The organism is Chryseobacterium oncorhynchi, assembly GCF_002899895.1.
In the GTDB taxonomy this organism is placed as follows: Bacteria; Bacteroidota; Bacteroidia; order Flavobacteriales; family Weeksellaceae; genus Chryseobacterium; species Chryseobacterium oncorhynchi.
Genome location: NZ_PPEI02000003.1, coordinates 248,761 through 264,914 on the forward strand (window position 1 = coordinate 248,761; position 16,154 = coordinate 264,914).

Annotated in this window: 15 protein-coding genes; 8 read left to right on the forward strand and 7 right to left on the reverse strand. The window is 37.1% G+C overall.

Annotated elements, in window-relative coordinates:
- The first annotated feature begins 227 nt into the window (after positions 1-227).
- Positions 228-1,763, forward strand: a complete 1,536-nt coding sequence (locus C1638_RS11425; protein WP_109621061.1) for a YifB family Mg chelatase-like AAA ATPase — start codon at positions 228-230, stop codon at positions 1,761-1,763.
- A gap of 66 nt (positions 1,764-1,829) precedes the next feature.
- On the opposite strand, the gene C1638_RS11430 is transcribed toward C1638_RS11425, so the two are convergent.
- Positions 1,830-3,053 carry a spondin domain-containing protein gene (locus tag C1638_RS11430; protein ID WP_109621063.1) on the reverse strand — a complete coding sequence of 408 codons (1,224 nt, stop codon included), beginning with the start codon at positions 3,051-3,053 and terminating at the stop codon, positions 1,830-1,832.
- 216 nt (positions 3,054-3,269) lie between these two features.
- Here C1638_RS11430 and C1638_RS11435 point away from each other — a divergent pair, with 216 nt between their 5' ends.
- Positions 3,270-3,542 carry a hypothetical protein gene (locus C1638_RS11435; RefSeq protein ID WP_109621065.1) on the forward strand — a complete coding sequence of 91 codons (273 nt, stop codon included), beginning with the start codon at positions 3,270-3,272 and terminating at the stop codon, positions 3,540-3,542.
- 17 nt (positions 3,543-3,559) lie between these two features.
- On the opposite strand, the gene C1638_RS11440 is transcribed toward C1638_RS11435, so the two are convergent.
- Positions 3,560-4,033 (reverse strand): YdeI/OmpD-associated family protein, encoded by a 474-nt coding sequence (locus C1638_RS11440; protein ID WP_109621067.1) that lies wholly within the window; start codon positions 4,031-4,033, stop codon positions 3,560-3,562.
- Positions 4,034-4,107: 74 nt separating this feature from the next.
- Positions 4,108-6,312, reverse strand: coding sequence for a S46 family peptidase (locus tag C1638_RS11445; RefSeq protein ID WP_109621069.1), 2,205 nt, complete (start codon positions 6,310-6,312; stop codon positions 4,108-4,110).
- A gap of 86 nt (positions 6,313-6,398) precedes the next feature.
- Between C1638_RS11445 and C1638_RS11450 the strand changes: the two genes are divergently transcribed.
- Positions 6,399-6,833: an META domain-containing protein gene (locus C1638_RS11450; protein ID WP_165826529.1), complete on the forward strand. Its 435-nt coding sequence runs from the start codon at positions 6,399-6,401 to the stop codon at positions 6,831-6,833.
- Positions 6,834-6,940: 107 nt separating this feature from the next.
- On the opposite strand, the gene C1638_RS11455 is transcribed toward C1638_RS11450, so the two are convergent.
- The 4 genes from C1638_RS11455 to C1638_RS11470 form a co-directional block, all read right to left on the reverse strand.
- Positions 6,941-7,360 carry a hypothetical protein gene (locus C1638_RS11455; protein WP_109621071.1) on the reverse strand — a complete coding sequence of 140 codons (420 nt, stop codon included), beginning with the start codon at positions 7,358-7,360 and terminating at the stop codon, positions 6,941-6,943.
- Positions 7,361-7,366: 6 nt separating this feature from the next.
- Complete coding sequence (locus tag C1638_RS11460) at positions 7,367-9,889, reverse strand: beta strand repeat-containing protein (protein ID WP_109621073.1); 2,523 nt, start codon at positions 9,887-9,889, stop codon at positions 7,367-7,369.
- A 5-nt stretch (positions 9,890-9,894) separates the two neighbouring features.
- Entirely contained in the window at positions 9,895-10,371 is a 477-nt protein-coding gene (locus C1638_RS11465; protein ID WP_109621074.1) for a T9SS type A sorting domain-containing protein, read from the reverse strand.
- A 161-nt stretch (positions 10,372-10,532) separates the two neighbouring features.
- Positions 10,533-11,240 carry a LytR/AlgR family response regulator transcription factor gene (locus tag C1638_RS11470; protein WP_228428131.1) on the reverse strand — a complete coding sequence of 236 codons (708 nt, stop codon included), beginning with the start codon at positions 11,238-11,240 and terminating at the stop codon, positions 10,533-10,535.
- Positions 11,241-11,426: 186 nt separating this feature from the next.
- Between C1638_RS11470 and hflX the strand changes: the two genes are divergently transcribed.
- From hflX to C1638_RS11495, 5 genes are all read left to right on the forward strand, one after another.
- Positions 11,427-12,653 carry a GTPase HflX gene (gene hflX / locus C1638_RS11475; RefSeq protein ID WP_109621076.1) on the forward strand — a complete coding sequence of 409 codons (1,227 nt, stop codon included), beginning with the start codon at positions 11,427-11,429 and terminating at the stop codon, positions 12,651-12,653.
- Positions 12,653-13,282 (forward strand): DUF4919 domain-containing protein, encoded by a 630-nt coding sequence (locus tag C1638_RS11480; RefSeq protein WP_109621079.1) that lies wholly within the window; start codon positions 12,653-12,655, stop codon positions 13,280-13,282. The genes hflX and C1638_RS11480 overlap by 1 nt, the downstream gene beginning before the upstream one ends.
- Before the next feature lie 28 nt (positions 13,283-13,310).
- The gene (locus C1638_RS11485; protein WP_109621081.1) at positions 13,311-14,597 is read left to right on the forward strand and encodes a cation:proton antiporter; all 1,287 of its coding nucleotides are present in this window, start codon (positions 13,311-13,313) and stop codon (positions 14,595-14,597) included.
- A gap of 32 nt (positions 14,598-14,629) precedes the next feature.
- Positions 14,630-15,349 (forward strand): DNA alkylation repair protein, encoded by a 720-nt coding sequence (locus C1638_RS11490; protein ID WP_109621083.1) that lies wholly within the window; start codon positions 14,630-14,632, stop codon positions 15,347-15,349.
- A 131-nt stretch (positions 15,350-15,480) separates the two neighbouring features.
- Positions 15,481-16,149 (forward strand): hypothetical protein, encoded by a 669-nt coding sequence (locus tag C1638_RS11495; RefSeq protein ID WP_109621755.1) that lies wholly within the window; start codon positions 15,481-15,483, stop codon positions 16,147-16,149.
- Positions 16,150-16,154: the final 5 nt, after the last annotated feature.

Below are 16,154 nucleotides of genomic sequence, written 5' to 3' on the forward strand. Positions count from 1 at the left end.
ACAGAACTCGACGTATTTAAAATTTCTATTTTATACAATAATTTTTATCATTGTTAATCCATAACCTCAATAAATGTTTGACAGATGTGTGAAACCAATGCAGTCAATTTCGATGTCTGTTTTTATTAATATATTTTTCCAATATCTATTTTGGGGTATAATATTATTCATGTAAGCGTCATGTTTTCAAAATGATATATTAATTACATTTACTTCAAAAACACACCATGCTGATCAAAATTTATGGCAGCGCCATTCATGGAGTTGCTGCACAAACGATAACTATTGAAGTAAATGTGGATACCGGAGGAGTTGGGTACCATTTGGTTGGGCTTCCCGATAATGCTATCAAGGAAAGCAGTTATCGGATTTCTGCTGCATTGAAAAATGTGGGTTACAAAATTCCCGGAAAGAAAATCACCATTAATATGGCTCCGGCTGATCTTAGAAAAGAAGGATCTGCCTATGACCTCAGTATCGCGATTGGTATTCTGGCGGCATCAGATCAAATCTTGGCTGAAGAAATTCAGAATTACATTATTATGGGAGAGCTTTCTCTGGATGGAAGCCTGCAGCCTATAAAAGGAGTTTTACCTATTGCCATACAGGCTAGAGAAGAAGGATTTAAAGGAATTATTCTTCCCATACAAAATGCTAGGGAGGCTGCCATTGTCAATGATCTGGATGTATATGGTGCAGAAAATATTAAGGAGGTCATTGATTTTTTTAATGAAGGAAAACCCATTGAAAAAATTATTCTGGATACAAGAAAAGAATTTCATGAAAAGATTAATGATTTCCCATTTGATTTTTCTGAAGTTAAAGGACAGGAAACTGCTAAAAGGGCAATGGAGGTGGCTGCTGCCGGCGGACACAATATCATTTTGATTGGTCCTCCGGGAAGTGGTAAAACAATGCTGGCCAAAAGGGTTCCCAGCATCTTACCTGCATTAACACTGAAAGAAGCCTTAGAAACCACGAAAATACATTCAGTGGCGGGAAAAATAGGCACGGAAGCATCATTAATGACTGTTCGCCCCTATAGATCACCTCATCATACAATTTCTGACGTGGCCCTTGTGGGAGGTGGTAGTTATCCTCAACCAGGAGAAATTTCTCTCGCTCATAACGGGGTATTGTTTCTTGATGAAATGCCGGAATTTAAACGGACGGTACTGGAAGTAATGAGACAACCCCTAGAGGATAGGGAAGTCACCATTTCAAGAGCCCGATTTACGGTAAATTATCCAGCAAGTTTTATGCTTGTGGCCTCCATGAACCCCAGTCCAAGTGGCTTCTTTCCGGATGATCCTAACAATACATCTTCTGTTTACGAAATGCAGCGCTACATGAATAAGCTTTCCGGGCCATTGTTGGATAGGATAGACATTCATATTGAAGTTCAGAAAGTAGAATTTGAACAGCTTTCCGAGAAGAGAAAAGGCGAAAAAAGTAAGGATATAAGAGAAAGAGTCCAGAAAGCGAGAGAAATTCAAAATGAGAGATATAAAAATCTTACGATCAGTAGTAATGCCCAGATCGGACCTAAAGAAATTGAAGTATTTTGTGATTTGGATGAAACATCTTTCAGCCTTATAAAACTGGCGATGGAAAAACTGAATCTTTCTGCCAGAGCATATGATAGAATTTTAAAAGTATCCCGTACCATTGCGGATCTTGAAGAATCTGAGAAAATCCTTTCTCATCACGTTTCCGAAGCCATACAATACAGAAGCCTAGACCGAGAGTTTTGGAATGCTTAGTAAAAACAATGGTTATAAAAAAACCAGACAAAAATTCGTCTGGTTTTTTTTATTTCTATTACAAATTTAATTTACTGTCACTTTAATCACGTTTTGTACAGGAGGAATAGGATATTGAGTTCCAACCTTTGAAATAATCATCTTTTCACTTTGTGGAGTTCCTCCGAATAAAGCCTGACGGTTTCCTGCACCTGGATATTGATCTACTCCTGTGCCGGAATCAAATAAAGTTGTTTTTGAACTAAGATCACCTTTCACAGTAGCATCAATACTTACCTCATTAGAATAAAACCAATCATTGGAAAAACCAAACATGGTAACATAAGCAATTTTATCACCCGGATCTGCCTTGAAATTAGTCATGATCTTACTGCCCGGTGAAACAGGAGCATTTCCGGCAACGTAAATTCCTTTAATGCCCGGGAAGGATTGTAAGCTGTTTTGAAGTTTGCTGACATTTCCAAATTGTGCAATTTCTTTTAACCCCATTCCATTATCCATTTTTCCTAATTCATAGATTGGATTTTTATCACCGCGATAAATTACCACCAAAGCAGGTGATAATCCTGTCATAATTCCTGTATTCGTGGTAAGCTTTACTTTCATCTTCTCAATATTTCCCATTTGAGCTATATCTGTAATTTCAGGATTGGATAAAGAATTGGGAGTAAAGAACGGAGCGCTATTCAGCAGTTGAGAGCCATTGTAATTGGAAACAGCCCAAACACCGGGAGAGAAAGGCGTTTCATTTGCTGTCCCGCCAGAAGTATTGGTAATGGTTAAAGTAAACTCAGACGTTATCTCATTGTAATTAAGGTTAAGTTTCATCAGCTGTGAGGCATTGATATTAGGAACTTGGGCGATAGGCTTGCTTTCGGTTTGTCCTGTTACATTATCTTTCGTTCCGTTATCCCACAGCAATACACTTGAAGAAACATCTCCGGTGATGGCTTTTCCATTGGCATCAAACAACTTTATTCCCGGTTGCTGAGAGGCAAAGAACCAATCTTTGGAAAGTCCGTACATGGTAGCAAACATCAAAGATTGAGCTTTTCCTGCACTGAAATTAATGGATACTGACTGGCCTGGCATAATGACGGGAGCGGTTCCTGTTCCCTGAAAACTTCCGCTTTCTACAAAATCTTTAGGAGTAACAACATTTTCAAAACTGATGGTTCTTTGGGAAGACATGTCCATCATGTTATTATCCGAATCATTGCAGGATAAAAGAGTAAATGCTGTCATAATTCCAGCTGCACATACTGTCATTTTAAAAAAGGTCTTTTTCATAAAAATAATTTTTTATAGTTGAAAGTATAGTCGCACGCTTTTAAAAATCCTGACAAAAAAGATTAAATACTTTTTAAAATAATGAAACCCAGATTGTTCAAGGAGGTTTTATTTTGTAAATAATACGTCGAGTTTTGTCGTCGTATCGAGAGATATTTGCTTCAGAATAAAAAAGAGATAAGTCATTTTTTATTAAATCAATAATCGGAATATTAAATGAATGATTTTATTGTATTAGCAAAGGATTTTGTGGCTAATGAAAGTGCAGTGGTAGACATTAAACCATTTGGGTTTGGAAGTAAGTTAGTCTTTCAAAATAAAACAGGGCAACTGGCAAAGTTCCTCTGGCAATCTAACGATGTAGAAAAGAAAGGTTATTTTAAAGAAGTAATGAATGATCTTGGAGTAAAAATAGCCCACTACGACGGATTCATAACCGTTACAAATGGTGGAGGTGGACAATATTTAGAAGCTGAATTTTTAATATAATAATGATGAATAAAAGATTAAATTCCTTTTTTTCCATCCAAAATCATCTGAATCATTTTAATTTTTCGGGCTTCCCTGGTTTCGATTTTTTTTGCCTCCTCAATCCATCGGATATATTCCTTTTTGTGGGTATAGCTCATTTTATCGAATAATTCTTTTGCTTGGGGATTTTCATTAAAGATTAAGGTAATATCACTGGCTATTTCAACCACACGCTCTTCTTTATCTTCAATAAGGGAAACAGAAACCTCATCTCCAAAAGTTTTTCCGAGTTGCTTTCTGACTTCCTGCGTTAGTCCCAGAATATGGAAATCAGACTTCATTTTGACCAAACTTCCACGGTATTCAATCTTATTGTCAAATGTAGCCTTAATCTTTACTTGTCCCTTTGTATGAAATAGTTCTTCCGTAGAGAAAGGAAATTCTACAAATGCAGCATTCATTTCTCCATTTTGCTTAATAACAGCAGTGAATTTTATAGGTGAATTCATGATCAATATTTTGCTATAAAAATAAAAAAACCGTGAAATTTACTTTCACGGTTTTAAAAATATATCTAAGGAGATTATTTTTTCTTTGTTTTCTTAGGTGTTGCTGTAGTACCTGAGTTTTTAGTTTTTGTATCAGCCGGAGTATTTTCATCTCTTACAAGCTTCAATTCATCAACTAATCTTCTTGCACCCGCGTATTTGTCAATTGTCCAAAGAACAAAACGAACATCCACGTTGATTGTTTTCTGCCACTCAGGCTCGAATACGATATCTCCGCTTAATGCTTCGCTGTTTCCGTCAAATGCAATACCGATAAGGTTTCCATCTCCATCAATTACCGGAGAACCAGAGTTTCCACCTGTAATATCATTGTTAGAAAGGAAATTTACAGGCATATAACCTTTAGCATCAGCATATTGTCCGAAATCTTTAAGGTTGTAAAGGTCAATCACTCTTTGAGGAAGATCGAACTCTTCGTCACCTTTCTTGTATTTTCCAACAAGACCAGACATATCAGTATAATAGTTATCAGTAACTCCGAAGTAGTTTCTATCAGTTCTGATAGGAAGTTTATCTACAGTACCATAAGTTAATCTCATAGTAGAGTTAGCATCCGGATAGAATTTCTTTTCAGGCATAGCTTTCACTAGACCCGCTAAGAATAGACGGCTATTTTTAGCAAAATTATCATCTACTTTAACGAATCTTTCATTGCTCATTTTCTGGTCTGCTGCAATACCGTTAGCCGCTTTCCAAAGTGGATCAGCGTCAAGCTTTAATGCATCAGGATTCAATAAAAAGTTAGTAGCAGAAGTCTTATTAGCAAAAATTGAAGAATAAGCAAGGTTAGAAACAGTTTTTGCATCTAAACCTAAAATAGTAGCAGAAGCCACATCTTTGTTTACTCTTGCCTGATAAAGGCTGGTCATTGCAGCAAGCATTTCTCCCTCTAAAGATGGGCTGAAAGTTTCGTAAGCAGCTTTAATAGCAGCTTCTGTTTTTGCTTTCATGGCCAATCTTCCCTGCAGATCCTGAGCAGCATAAGCCTTAAGCACAGAACCTACATTTAGAGCTAGAGAAGTATACTTTGCATTTCTTGAGAATTGAGAAGCATAGTTTTTTTCTACATTTCTGTCAGAAGTTTGCTTGTAGTAAGCTCCAATTTCTTCTAAAACACCATCATACATAGTGTTTTCTGGCATTGCTGCCCATGCTTTGAAGGTTTCCTCTATTTTTTTCTTATCAGTAATTGTTCCGTTTTTATCTACGGCATCAATCGTTCCTTGTCTGTTTTTCCAATAGTTAGCTACAGAAGCATATTGAGAAGCATAGTTAAGTTGAGTTGCCTTATCCTTATCCATATATTTCTTCATAACATCCATAGCAGTCTTAGAAGCCTCAACCCAAGCCGGGTAGTCCTTGTTTACCATTTGCTGAATTCCGTAAGAAGTCAGGTAACGGTTTGTTCTACCAGGATATCCTAAGATCATTGAGAAATCACCAGGCTTAATTCCTTTAAGAGAAACCGGCAGGAAGTGCTTAGGCTTCAAAGGAGTGTTGCTAGGAGAATATTCCGCCGGGTTTCCTGCAGCGTCAGCATATACTCTGAATACTGTGAAATCTGCAGTATGTCTTGGCCATTCCCAGTTATCGGTATCACCACCGAATTTTCCTAAAGAGGAAGGTGGAGCACCTACTAATCTGATATCTTTGTAGTCTTGGTATACGAAATAATAAAACTCGTTTCCGTTAAAGAAATCTTTTACAACTACAGTGTATTTTCCGTTCTCAGAGTTTTCTTTTTGAATTGCACTTGTTTCAGCATCAATAATAGCTTTTCTCTCTGCTCCCGTCATATTGTTGTTTAGCTTGGAAGAGATTCTTTGAGTAGCATCATCCATTCTCACTAAAAATCTTACATAAAGATCTTTTGCGTTGAATTCGTCTTTCTGTTTCGTTGCCCAGAAACCATTTTTTAAATAGTCTTTCTCTGGAGTAGAAGCAGCAGCAACTGCACCATAACCGCAGTGGTGGTTCGTGAATAAAAGTCCTTTATCAGAAACAATTTCACCCGTACAGAAACCACCGAAGCTTACGATAGCATCCTTTAAGCTAGAATTATTTACTGAATAAATTTCCTCAGGCGTTAGGTGTAGACCCTCTTTTTGCATATCAACACCGTTAAGTCTTTTGATGAGCATTAGCAGCCACATCCCCTCATCCGCCCTCATTTGAGCAAAGCCCAATAAGAAAGTGAATAGTAGAAATAGTCTTTTCATTTTATAAAAAAATTTTTGTGTCGCTAATTTACTAATTTTTACGAGATTCTGTCTCAGATTGGTATGAAAATGGGATGATAATCCGCATGAAAAAGATACTATTATCCCTTTTTGCAGTTTTATTTTTAGGGCTTGCTTTAAATTGTTCCGCAGTACCCGATAAAAATCCTTATCTCCAAAGACAATGGATGATGATTTCTTTCGACGGATTTTCCAAAGAACAATTAGTTGCCAATAGAGCTGAAATTAATTTGACTGCTAAGATGGAAAACGGTAAAATTCAAGGAAGCGCTTCTATGGGATGTAACCAAATGTCATTTACTTCCGAATTTAAAAAAGCCGGAAAAGTAAAAATTTCTCAAGGAGCAAGCACCATGAAAGCCTGTCAGGATATGAGTCTGGAAACCTCTTTTCAGAAGAAATTTGAAACCATGACAAAATATACAATTGAAGGACATCTTCTCACCCTGTCTGATGATAGCGGAAACTCCATGAAGTTTGTTGCCGCAGATTGGGACTAATGTTCCGAGATCGAAATATAAAAGTCCGCTGTGTAGCGGACTTCTTTTTGGTTTGAAAAATCTGGTTTGGTTATCAGCTTTTTGGGCTATTAGTTTTTGAGGGGTCATTAGTTTTTGGGAATTGTTTTTTTTATTTCCTCGAGGGTTGCTGTATTGGGTAACCCAATCATTGTATTATTTGTGTTCCTAGAATTTTTTATACTATGATTTGCCTGTCTATTGGGAATAGTTTTTTTTATGTCTTCAAGACTAGCTGTATTGGGAAGCAGCTGACCTGAGTTACTATTAGCTGTAGTTTTAGACTTTGAAGCCTGCTCTTTCACCTCCAGTCCATGATCAGAAACAAGTCCTGTCTGAGTGGTTTTTTTCTCTACATTTTCCTGAGTTTCTTTCAGGCTTTTTGCTTCCTGTTCTTTAATTTGTTTTACAGCCAGGGTCTGATCTTCCACCGGAGTTGCCTTTTTGCTTTCCTGAGCATAGATAATGGTGCTTAAAAACAATAATGGGATGATATATGCTATTTTCATGACGGTTTATTTTATGTTGACTAATACTTGAATTTTTCCACTCTCTTTTTGGTCATAATCCTGAAGTGCTTTTCCGATAACCTGTCCTATTCTTACCTTTTTGAGATCAGCTTTCATCGCAATCCCGGATTTAGATGAAGTTACCAAAAGATCTCCTCGTTTTATTTTACCGTTTTCCAAACATACTTTGGTAGGTATAACGCCAATTACCCCCATGGGTACTTTGCCAGAAAGATCCGTGTCAATATGTTCCTCAGTAAGAAGTACTCCCGGTTTGGTAGCATATACTCCTGCAACTAGATTAGAATAGGGTTTGGAGGATTTTTCTACTGTTCTGTCAGAACTGGTGGATATCACAAGGATATCACCGGATTCATATTCGGAAATAGATCCCTCTACATCAAATGCTTCAGCAACGTCTGCTCCGCTATTCTGAGTTCCTCCGTTAAAGAATCCTCTTCCGGTATTGTCTATACGCGCAACATTTGCAGTACTGGGATTTCCGGATTTGAACAAAGCTAAAGATCCTGTACTATGGGTTTCTACAGTAAGAGCGGGATTGGTATTAGCCGTATTAAAATTGATAAATCTTGCCGCACGTCCGTTACTGAAATTAGGTACCCAGGCAAAGATGGCTGTTCCTGTTCCGTCTACAGTAGTTTCAACACCATCGCCTCCATTTGAAGCATTAGCAGTGATCCCATTTCCATTTCCGTCTGCAATAGCAACCACTGCAGGACCGTTTCCGGAAGGGTTGCTGGCATGAAATAAACCTGCAAATCCTCCTGTTCCAGATGATACACCATAAATACCCGCTGTTCCGAAATTAGCAAAGATTGAATTAACTTCACCCTTTACAGCAGCAGAGGTTCCCTGAGTTTTATCTACTTTAAAATTTCCTGCAATACCATTTCCTACAGTTGTTACTGTTATAGCATCACTTGTATTGTCTTCGTTGAAAATATTAAATCTTCCTGCACGTCCGGTTGAAAAAGTAGGAACCCATGCATAAAGGGCATTTCCGTTGCCATCAATATTGGTTTCAACACCATTTCCGTCTTTACCTGCATTGGCTGTTATTGCATTCCCATTTCCATCAGTTAAAGCTATTAATGAAGCCCCGTTTCCGGATGGATTTGATGCATAGAACAAACCTGCGCGTCCTCCTGTTCCGGAAGAAACCCCGAAAATAGCAGCGGCACCAAAGTTTCCGAAAATAGTATTTACTTCTCCTCTTACTGCTGCTCCAACGCTGTTGGTATTATCAACAAGAAAAGAGGCTGCATTACCTTGAGTATTGTCGGGGATATTTCCATTCCCATTGGTTTCTACCTCCAAAATATTTGCGACAGTATTGGTTTGATTAGAATTTTCAAATCTTCCTGCACGTCCTGTACTACTATTTAATCCAACTTGTCCAAAAACGCCGATACCTGTTCCGGATGTATTGGTTGAAATGAATCCTCTCACACCATATCCGCCACCATCATTACGTCCTACTACAGCTCCGGCAATATCACTGGTTGTTAATCCTACTACGGCTTCTCCGTTTCCTGTATTGCTACCCAGAACCCCAGCAGAGGATTGAGCAGTGGTTGTTCCACGAAGGGCAATACCTGCTCCTGTTGAACTTGCTACTCCATTTCCGCTTCCAGAAGTCGTAACGTTTACAACAACTCCATTTCCTACAGTAGAAGCATTAAGAACATTGTTAGCATTGGCATTATTCAAAATAGAAATACTGGCAGGAATTCCATTGTTACTGGTTGCTGTAAGACCGGTACCTGTGTTACTGTTGGCATAAACTCCGGTTCCACTGGCGCTGGAGTTTCCATATACTCCTAATCCGTTGGGGGTTACACCGTAAACTCCCCATCCGCTTCCGTTCTGGCTTCCCCAGACTCCTATACCAAGTCCACCGGTTCCGTTATTGATCCCACGTACCCCAGAAGAAAATCCACCGGGAGCCGTGCTGGTAACAACACCTCTTACGGCTGCAATACTTGAAGTTGCTGAATTATTATTTCCCTCTAAAGATGTTCCATCACCATCATTGGTTAATGAAAATAAAGTAGAGGCATTATTTACTGTATTTGCGTAGGGGATTGTAAAGGTTCCACCGCTACTTCCTGCAGATTTTGCATACATGGCATAAGGCACACTCAATAATTGAGAGGTTCCTGTTATAGTGTAAGTGGTTCCTCCGGAAGGGTCAGTTTCTGTTTTTAAATAATAGTTTCCTGAAGGCCAGTCGATGGTAGAAAATGTACCTGAAAGAACTGTTCCTGTTCCTATTTCCAAAGTAACAAGCCCATTGGCATTGGTGTTTCCTGTAAGTCTTTCAGAATAAACAGAGGGTCCGGCTGCTGATCCTTGTAATATGCTTAATCTTATAGCAATAGCCTGATTGCTTAATATCTGTCCGGAACCATTTCTTACAACGGCCTGATAGCTCATTTTTTCTGGAGCTTGTGAAAGTCCCATAAAGAGACCAGACAAGATTCCAAACAATAATAATATTTTTTTCATGGTGTTTATTTTTTGATGATTTTAAATGTTTTGAGGTTTCCTCCATGCTGAGTAATCCTAATGATATACATGGCAGAGGGTAGGGAAGAGAAGTTAAGTTCAGATTTCGACTGTACAATCACATCCTTTTTGATGAGTTTGCCTTGGGCATCAAATAGTTGATATTCGGCGTCTTTATAGTTACCGGTGGTAAAATCCAGATACAAAAAGTCTTTGAAAGGGTTAGGGTAAATTAAGATACCCTCCAAATTTGATGATGTTTCACGGGTGTTAAGTGCAATGATTTCGTAAGGCTGTTGTACGCCTTCCAGAACTTGGTCTCCGGCTCCTTTATAAAGATAAGCTATCTGGCCTACGCTGTAAGAAGTTGAACCATTTCCGCCTGAAGCATCCATTCCGGTTGCCAATACTGCTGACTGAGCCTGCAGAAAAGAGAGGGAAAAGAGAGGCAGGGTGAGACAATAAATAAATATTTTTTTCATGGATAACAGTTTTTAAATTATTAATTGGAAGTCATTTTCCATGTTGAATTTGGGAAGACTAAATTACTCCCTATCATGATCGAATAATAGAAAAATAGACCAACGACAGAAATAATCGACCAATGTCGATTTGTGAATTATTATAGAAATTCAGTGGGATGTTAAGGCTTAAAAAAAGAGAGATTGTCCTTATAGGCTCTGCCGATAGGAAGCTTGATCTGGTGTGTCAATTCTATTTCATGACAATTTTTTCCACGGATGAGGTGCCGAGGTACAGCGTAGCTTCTATGTATTCTCACAAAAGAATCAAAAAAGCTTTTATGAAGAAGATTACCTAAAGAGTCGAGAATACAGTGTTTTTTTTCAAGGGTAATGATTCGGGTATAATCCTTTAGTGCTTCCAGATAGAGGATATCTGTCTTTCTGACCTGAAAAATATTTCCGCTTTCCTTTAGATTAATGAAATCCTGTCCAAGAATGGCATCATAACATTCACATTTTTCTTTAACTTTAAAAAAATCAAAAAGCTTTTCCATGGAATAATGAAACCGTTCCGTGGTTAAGGGTTTTGTAATAAAATCAAGAGTATTCATTTCAAAAACACAGGCTGCCAGTTCGGGATGTGAGCTTACGAAGATGCAAGCGGGTATTTTATGGGCTAGTTTTCTGAGTTCCAAGCCATTCATTCCTTTTAAATTGGTTTCAGTGATAAGAAGATCAATGGGGAGTTCAAGATAGGGTATTGCTTTTTCGGCCGAATCGAAAGATGCGACAATTTCTATGTTCTCGTACTGTTTGATATAACGCTGAAGAACCAGTCTGTCCAGTTCATCATCATCAATAATCATACATCTAATATGGGTAATCATGATCTTCTGGATATTAATTTAAATATTTAAAAATCAGAAAATTGCTATATAAAGTTATTGATTTTTATACAATAATAAAGAGGTAATCTTAAATTTATATTAAAAAGTGTTATTAAATAAAAATTGATTTTGTTTTTTTTCTGAAAAATATTATCTTGTAAAAATCATAAACATAGACAGAACTTAATGTTAGAAAAGAAAGAACATAATTATGAGAAAGCAGTCTTGGTGGGTATTATTACCCAAAATCAAGACGAAGAAAAACTGGTTGAGTACATGGATGAACTGGAATTTTTGGCTTTCACTGCTGGAGCAACTGTAGAAAAACGCTTCACTCAAAAATTAACACAGCCTGATTCCAAAACCTTTATTGGGAGCGGAAAAGCACTCGAAATAAAAGAATATGTAAAAGAAAATGAAATAGGAACGGTAATTTTTGATGATGAGCTTTCTCCTTCACAGCTTAAAAACCTGGAAAGAGAAATGGAAGTTAAAATTTTGGACCGTACCAATCTTATTCTTGATATTTTTGCACAGAGAGCACAAACTTCTTATGCAAGAACTCAGGTAGAATTGGCTCAATATCAATATCTTTTGCCTCGACTGACCAGAATGTGGACTCACTTGGAGCGTCAAAAAGGAGGTATTGGAATGAGAGGTCCCGGGGAAACAGAAATTGAAACTGACCGTCGTATTATTCGTGACAGAATCACTTTATTGAAAGATAAATTAAAGACTATTGACAAGCAAATGGCCACTCAGCGTAACAATCGCGGAAAGGTTGTTCGTGCGGCTTTGGTAGGGTATACCAATGTTGGAAAATCTACTTTGATGAATTCTCTTTCAAAATCTGAGGTTTTTGCAGAAAATAAATTATTTGCAACACTGGATACGACTGTACGAAAAGTGGTGATTGGAAACCTACCGTTTCTGCTTACCGATACTGTAGGATTCATCAGAAAATTACCTACTCAGTTGGTAGAGTCATTTAAATCTACATTGGATGAGGTTCGTGAAGCAGATCTTCTTATTCATGTGGTAGATATTTCCCATGAAAGTTTTGAAGACCACATTGCTTCTGTTAATCAGATTTTAATGGATATCAACGCTCATCAGAAACCGATGATCATGGTGTTCAATAAAATTGACGATTTCAGCTATGAGAAGAAAGATGAAGATGATTTGACCCCAAGTTCAAAGAAAAATATTTCTCTTGAAGAATGGAAAAAAACATGGATGGCAAAATCCAAGTATCCAACGGTTTTCATCTCTGCACTTACAAAGGAGAACTTTCCGGAAATGAAAAAGATGATCTATGATGAGGTCATGAAAATCCATATTTCAAGATTTCCTTACAATGATTTCCTTTTCGAGTATTTTGATAACGAAGAGGAAGAAGAAAACAACAATTAATGAAATATTACTTTTTCCTTTTATTCATTATGTTTTCGGTTTTTGGGTTCAGCCAGAAATCAAAAGTGGATTTTAAAGCTATTGAGAAAAGTTTCAAAAATTCTGATTCTCCATACAAGTATGAGAAGCTTCTTTTTAAATATAAAGGTTATCCAAAGTCTCTGGATAGTATAGAATCTCAATATCTTTATTATGGAAGAAATTTCAGAAATGATAAGGTAACTACCTCAGATGAAGCTTTCAAGAGTCTGGCGGAAGCCTTTAAGCAAAATAATTTCGAAGAATGTATCAAGCAGGGAAAGGCTTTGTATGATAAAGACCCTACCAATCTGGATCTCCTGCTGATTCTTCTCAGAGCATATGATTCTGTAAAGGATGGAAGTAATTTTATGCACCATCTGAGTCAGTTTCGATCACTTGCTGACGGCATGAAGAGTTCGGGAGACGGGAAATCTGAAAAGACAGCCTATTTGGTTAATTCTGTAGGAGATGAATATATCTTGCTGAATATTCTGAATATAGGAAAGGATTATACAAGAGGATCAAAACCATCTAAAGACGGAATGTTTGATGTTTGGGAAAAGGAGGGGCAGAAAATCTATATTAAGGTCCTTTATTTAGATATTTAGAACTACAAATTAATTAAAAAAACACTTAGTGGAATTATATTATTCATTTTCAGCATTAATCGTATTAGCATCCATATTTGCCTATCTTAATTACAGATTCTTAAAACTTCCCAGTACCATCGGAATTATGGTGATTGCCATTGTGGTTTCCATCTTCCTGGTTATGTTTGGAGAAGCGGTACTTCCAAGAACATTCGGACATCTTAATAATCTGATGGAAAGTATTGATTTCACAGAGATTCTGATGGGGGCCATGTTGAACTTCCTTCTCTTTGCAGGAGGAATTCATATTAATATTAATGACCTTAAAGAACAGTTTAGACCGGTACTGATATTTTCCACTGTAGGAGTTGTAATTTCCACATTTGTGGTAGGTTTTGGGATGTTTTATTTGCTGCCTTATTTAGGAGTGAATCTTCCTTTTATCTACTGTTTGGTCTTTGGAGCCTTAATTTCGCCTACTGATCCGGTGGCGGTATTAAGTGTACTGAAGCAGGCTAAGGTATCTAAATCCTTGGAAACAAAGGTTGCCGGAGAATCTCTTTTCAATGATGGTATGGCAGTTGTGGTCTTTACAGTTGTTCTTCAATTGGCAGTAGGAAAAGAAGTGGATCTGGGTGTTGAAAGTATTGGATTACTTTTACTTAAAGAAGCTGGTGGAGGTATTCTACTAGGAGTTTTACTGGGTTGGGTTACTTCAAGGCTTATGCGTGAAGTGGATGATTATATTATCTCTGTGTTAGTTACACTTTCTGTTGTGATGGGTGGTTACCTTATTGCAAGACAGATGCATATTTCTGGGCCACTAACGATGGTGGCGGCAGGACTATTCATGGGGAATTTCAATAGAAGCTTCAAAATGAAGTCTGTAACCCAAGATTATCTGATTAAATTCTGGGAACTGATTGACGAAATTCTGAATGCTGTGTTATTCCTGTTTATAGGATTTGAACTTTTGATGATTAAAGATCTGAAACACTTTATGATTCCTGGAGTATTAGCCATTGCTGTAGTTCTATTTGCAAGGTTTATTTCAATCTGGGGACCTACGAAGTTTACATCCTTAAGAAGAAGTTTTAGCCCACAAACTGTAAAAGTACTGGTTTGGGGAGGAATTCGTGGAGGTGTTTCCATAGCACTGGCTATGTCTATTCCTAAGAGTGAGTACAGTGAAATTATTCTAAGTATTACTTATTGTGTAGTTGTATTCTCAATCATTGTTCAGGGGCTTACCATTGCTAAGGTGGCAAACCCCAATAAAATTGCCAAGGAAGAGGAGGAGCAGGAAAGCATTGCTCTGGAAGAAAAGGCATAATGTTGATAATAGAAAATTAACAATAATTCAAAATGAGCAGCATTGTTAAAGAAATAAAGGAAGCATTAGCCGTTTTATCCATTCCTGAAAAAGCAGAATTCTTTCCGAGATTTTTCAAAACAGGAAAAGGAGAATACGGTGAGGGAGACTTGTTTCTGGGAGTGAAAGTTCCTGATCAGAGATCCGTAGCCAAAGAATACTACTCAAGGCTCAATTTAGAAGAATTGAGCGAACTGCTTTCTTCAAAATACCATGAACATAGGCTGACGGCTCTTTTCATGCTCATCTCGAAGTTTGAGAAAACAAAAGACAATGCTATAAAAGATGAAGTTGTAAAATTTTATCTTAATCACCTTAAATATGTTAACAATTGGGATTTAGTAGATTCCAGCTGCTATAAAATTTTAGGGAGATATGCCTTTGAAAATAAGAAAGAAAGTCTTTTGAGAGAACTTTCAGAAGCAGAAGAGATGTGGTATAAAAGAATTGCTGTGGTAGGAACAATGCATTACGTAAAAAAGGGATCTTATGATCTTACCAAAGAATTTGTAACCAGAAATCTAAAGCATTCCCACGATCTGATGCATAAAGCCAATGGCTGGTTGCTTCGGGAAATGGGAAACAAAAATGAAAAAGAATTAATTGGTTATCTGAATACATATTATAAAGAAATGCCGAGAACCTGCCTGCGATATGCTATCGAAAAGCTGGATGAAGAAGTAAGGCAGGATTATTTAAAAGGGCGTATTTAAAAATAAAAGCCACAGTAGTATCATTTCACTTCTTGAAAAACTACCTGAAAACAGCTATTTATATCCAAAAAATCAAAGATTGTAAAGGTTTAAGACCGAAATTGAGTAATTTTGCTGCCTTAAGCCCAATCATGAAAAATATTCTTAAGTTATGCCTTCTGTTTCTACCCTTACTATTGCTGACAAGCTGTTTTGATATTCTGGACAAGATTAATCTAAAAGCTGACGGAACGGGAGAATATACTGTTATTCTTAATGCGAGTAAAAGCAAAACAAGACTCGCTTCAATTTCTAAAATGGAAACCATTAATGGAAAAAAGGTTCCTAAGAAGTCAGAAATTGAAAATAAAATCAATGAAGCCTCTAAAATTTTCAAAGGAACACCTGGAATCAGTAATGTTAAAACCTCTATGGACTTTGATAATTATATCATCAAGCTGAGCTGTAACTTTAAGAAACTTGAAAATATCAATGCCGGACTAGAGAAGCTGAAAGCCCAAAATATACTGGGTAAAATGATTCCTACACAGATCTACAGTCAGAATCTTGAAAAAAAGGTATTAACAAGAAATAAGGTGAGTACATTCAAAACAGATTACGATAAGATGAGTAAGGCCGACAAAGAGGTTTTTAATGGGGCCACATATACTTCTGTAATGCAGTTTGAAAATGTTGTAAAATCTCAGACTAATAATGCCTATCAGCTTTCTCCAAATAAAAAAGCTGTAAAAATGGACGCTGACATTTTAGATGTAATTCTTCAGAAAAAACAATTACAAAACACAATTCTTTTCCAATAAATTTC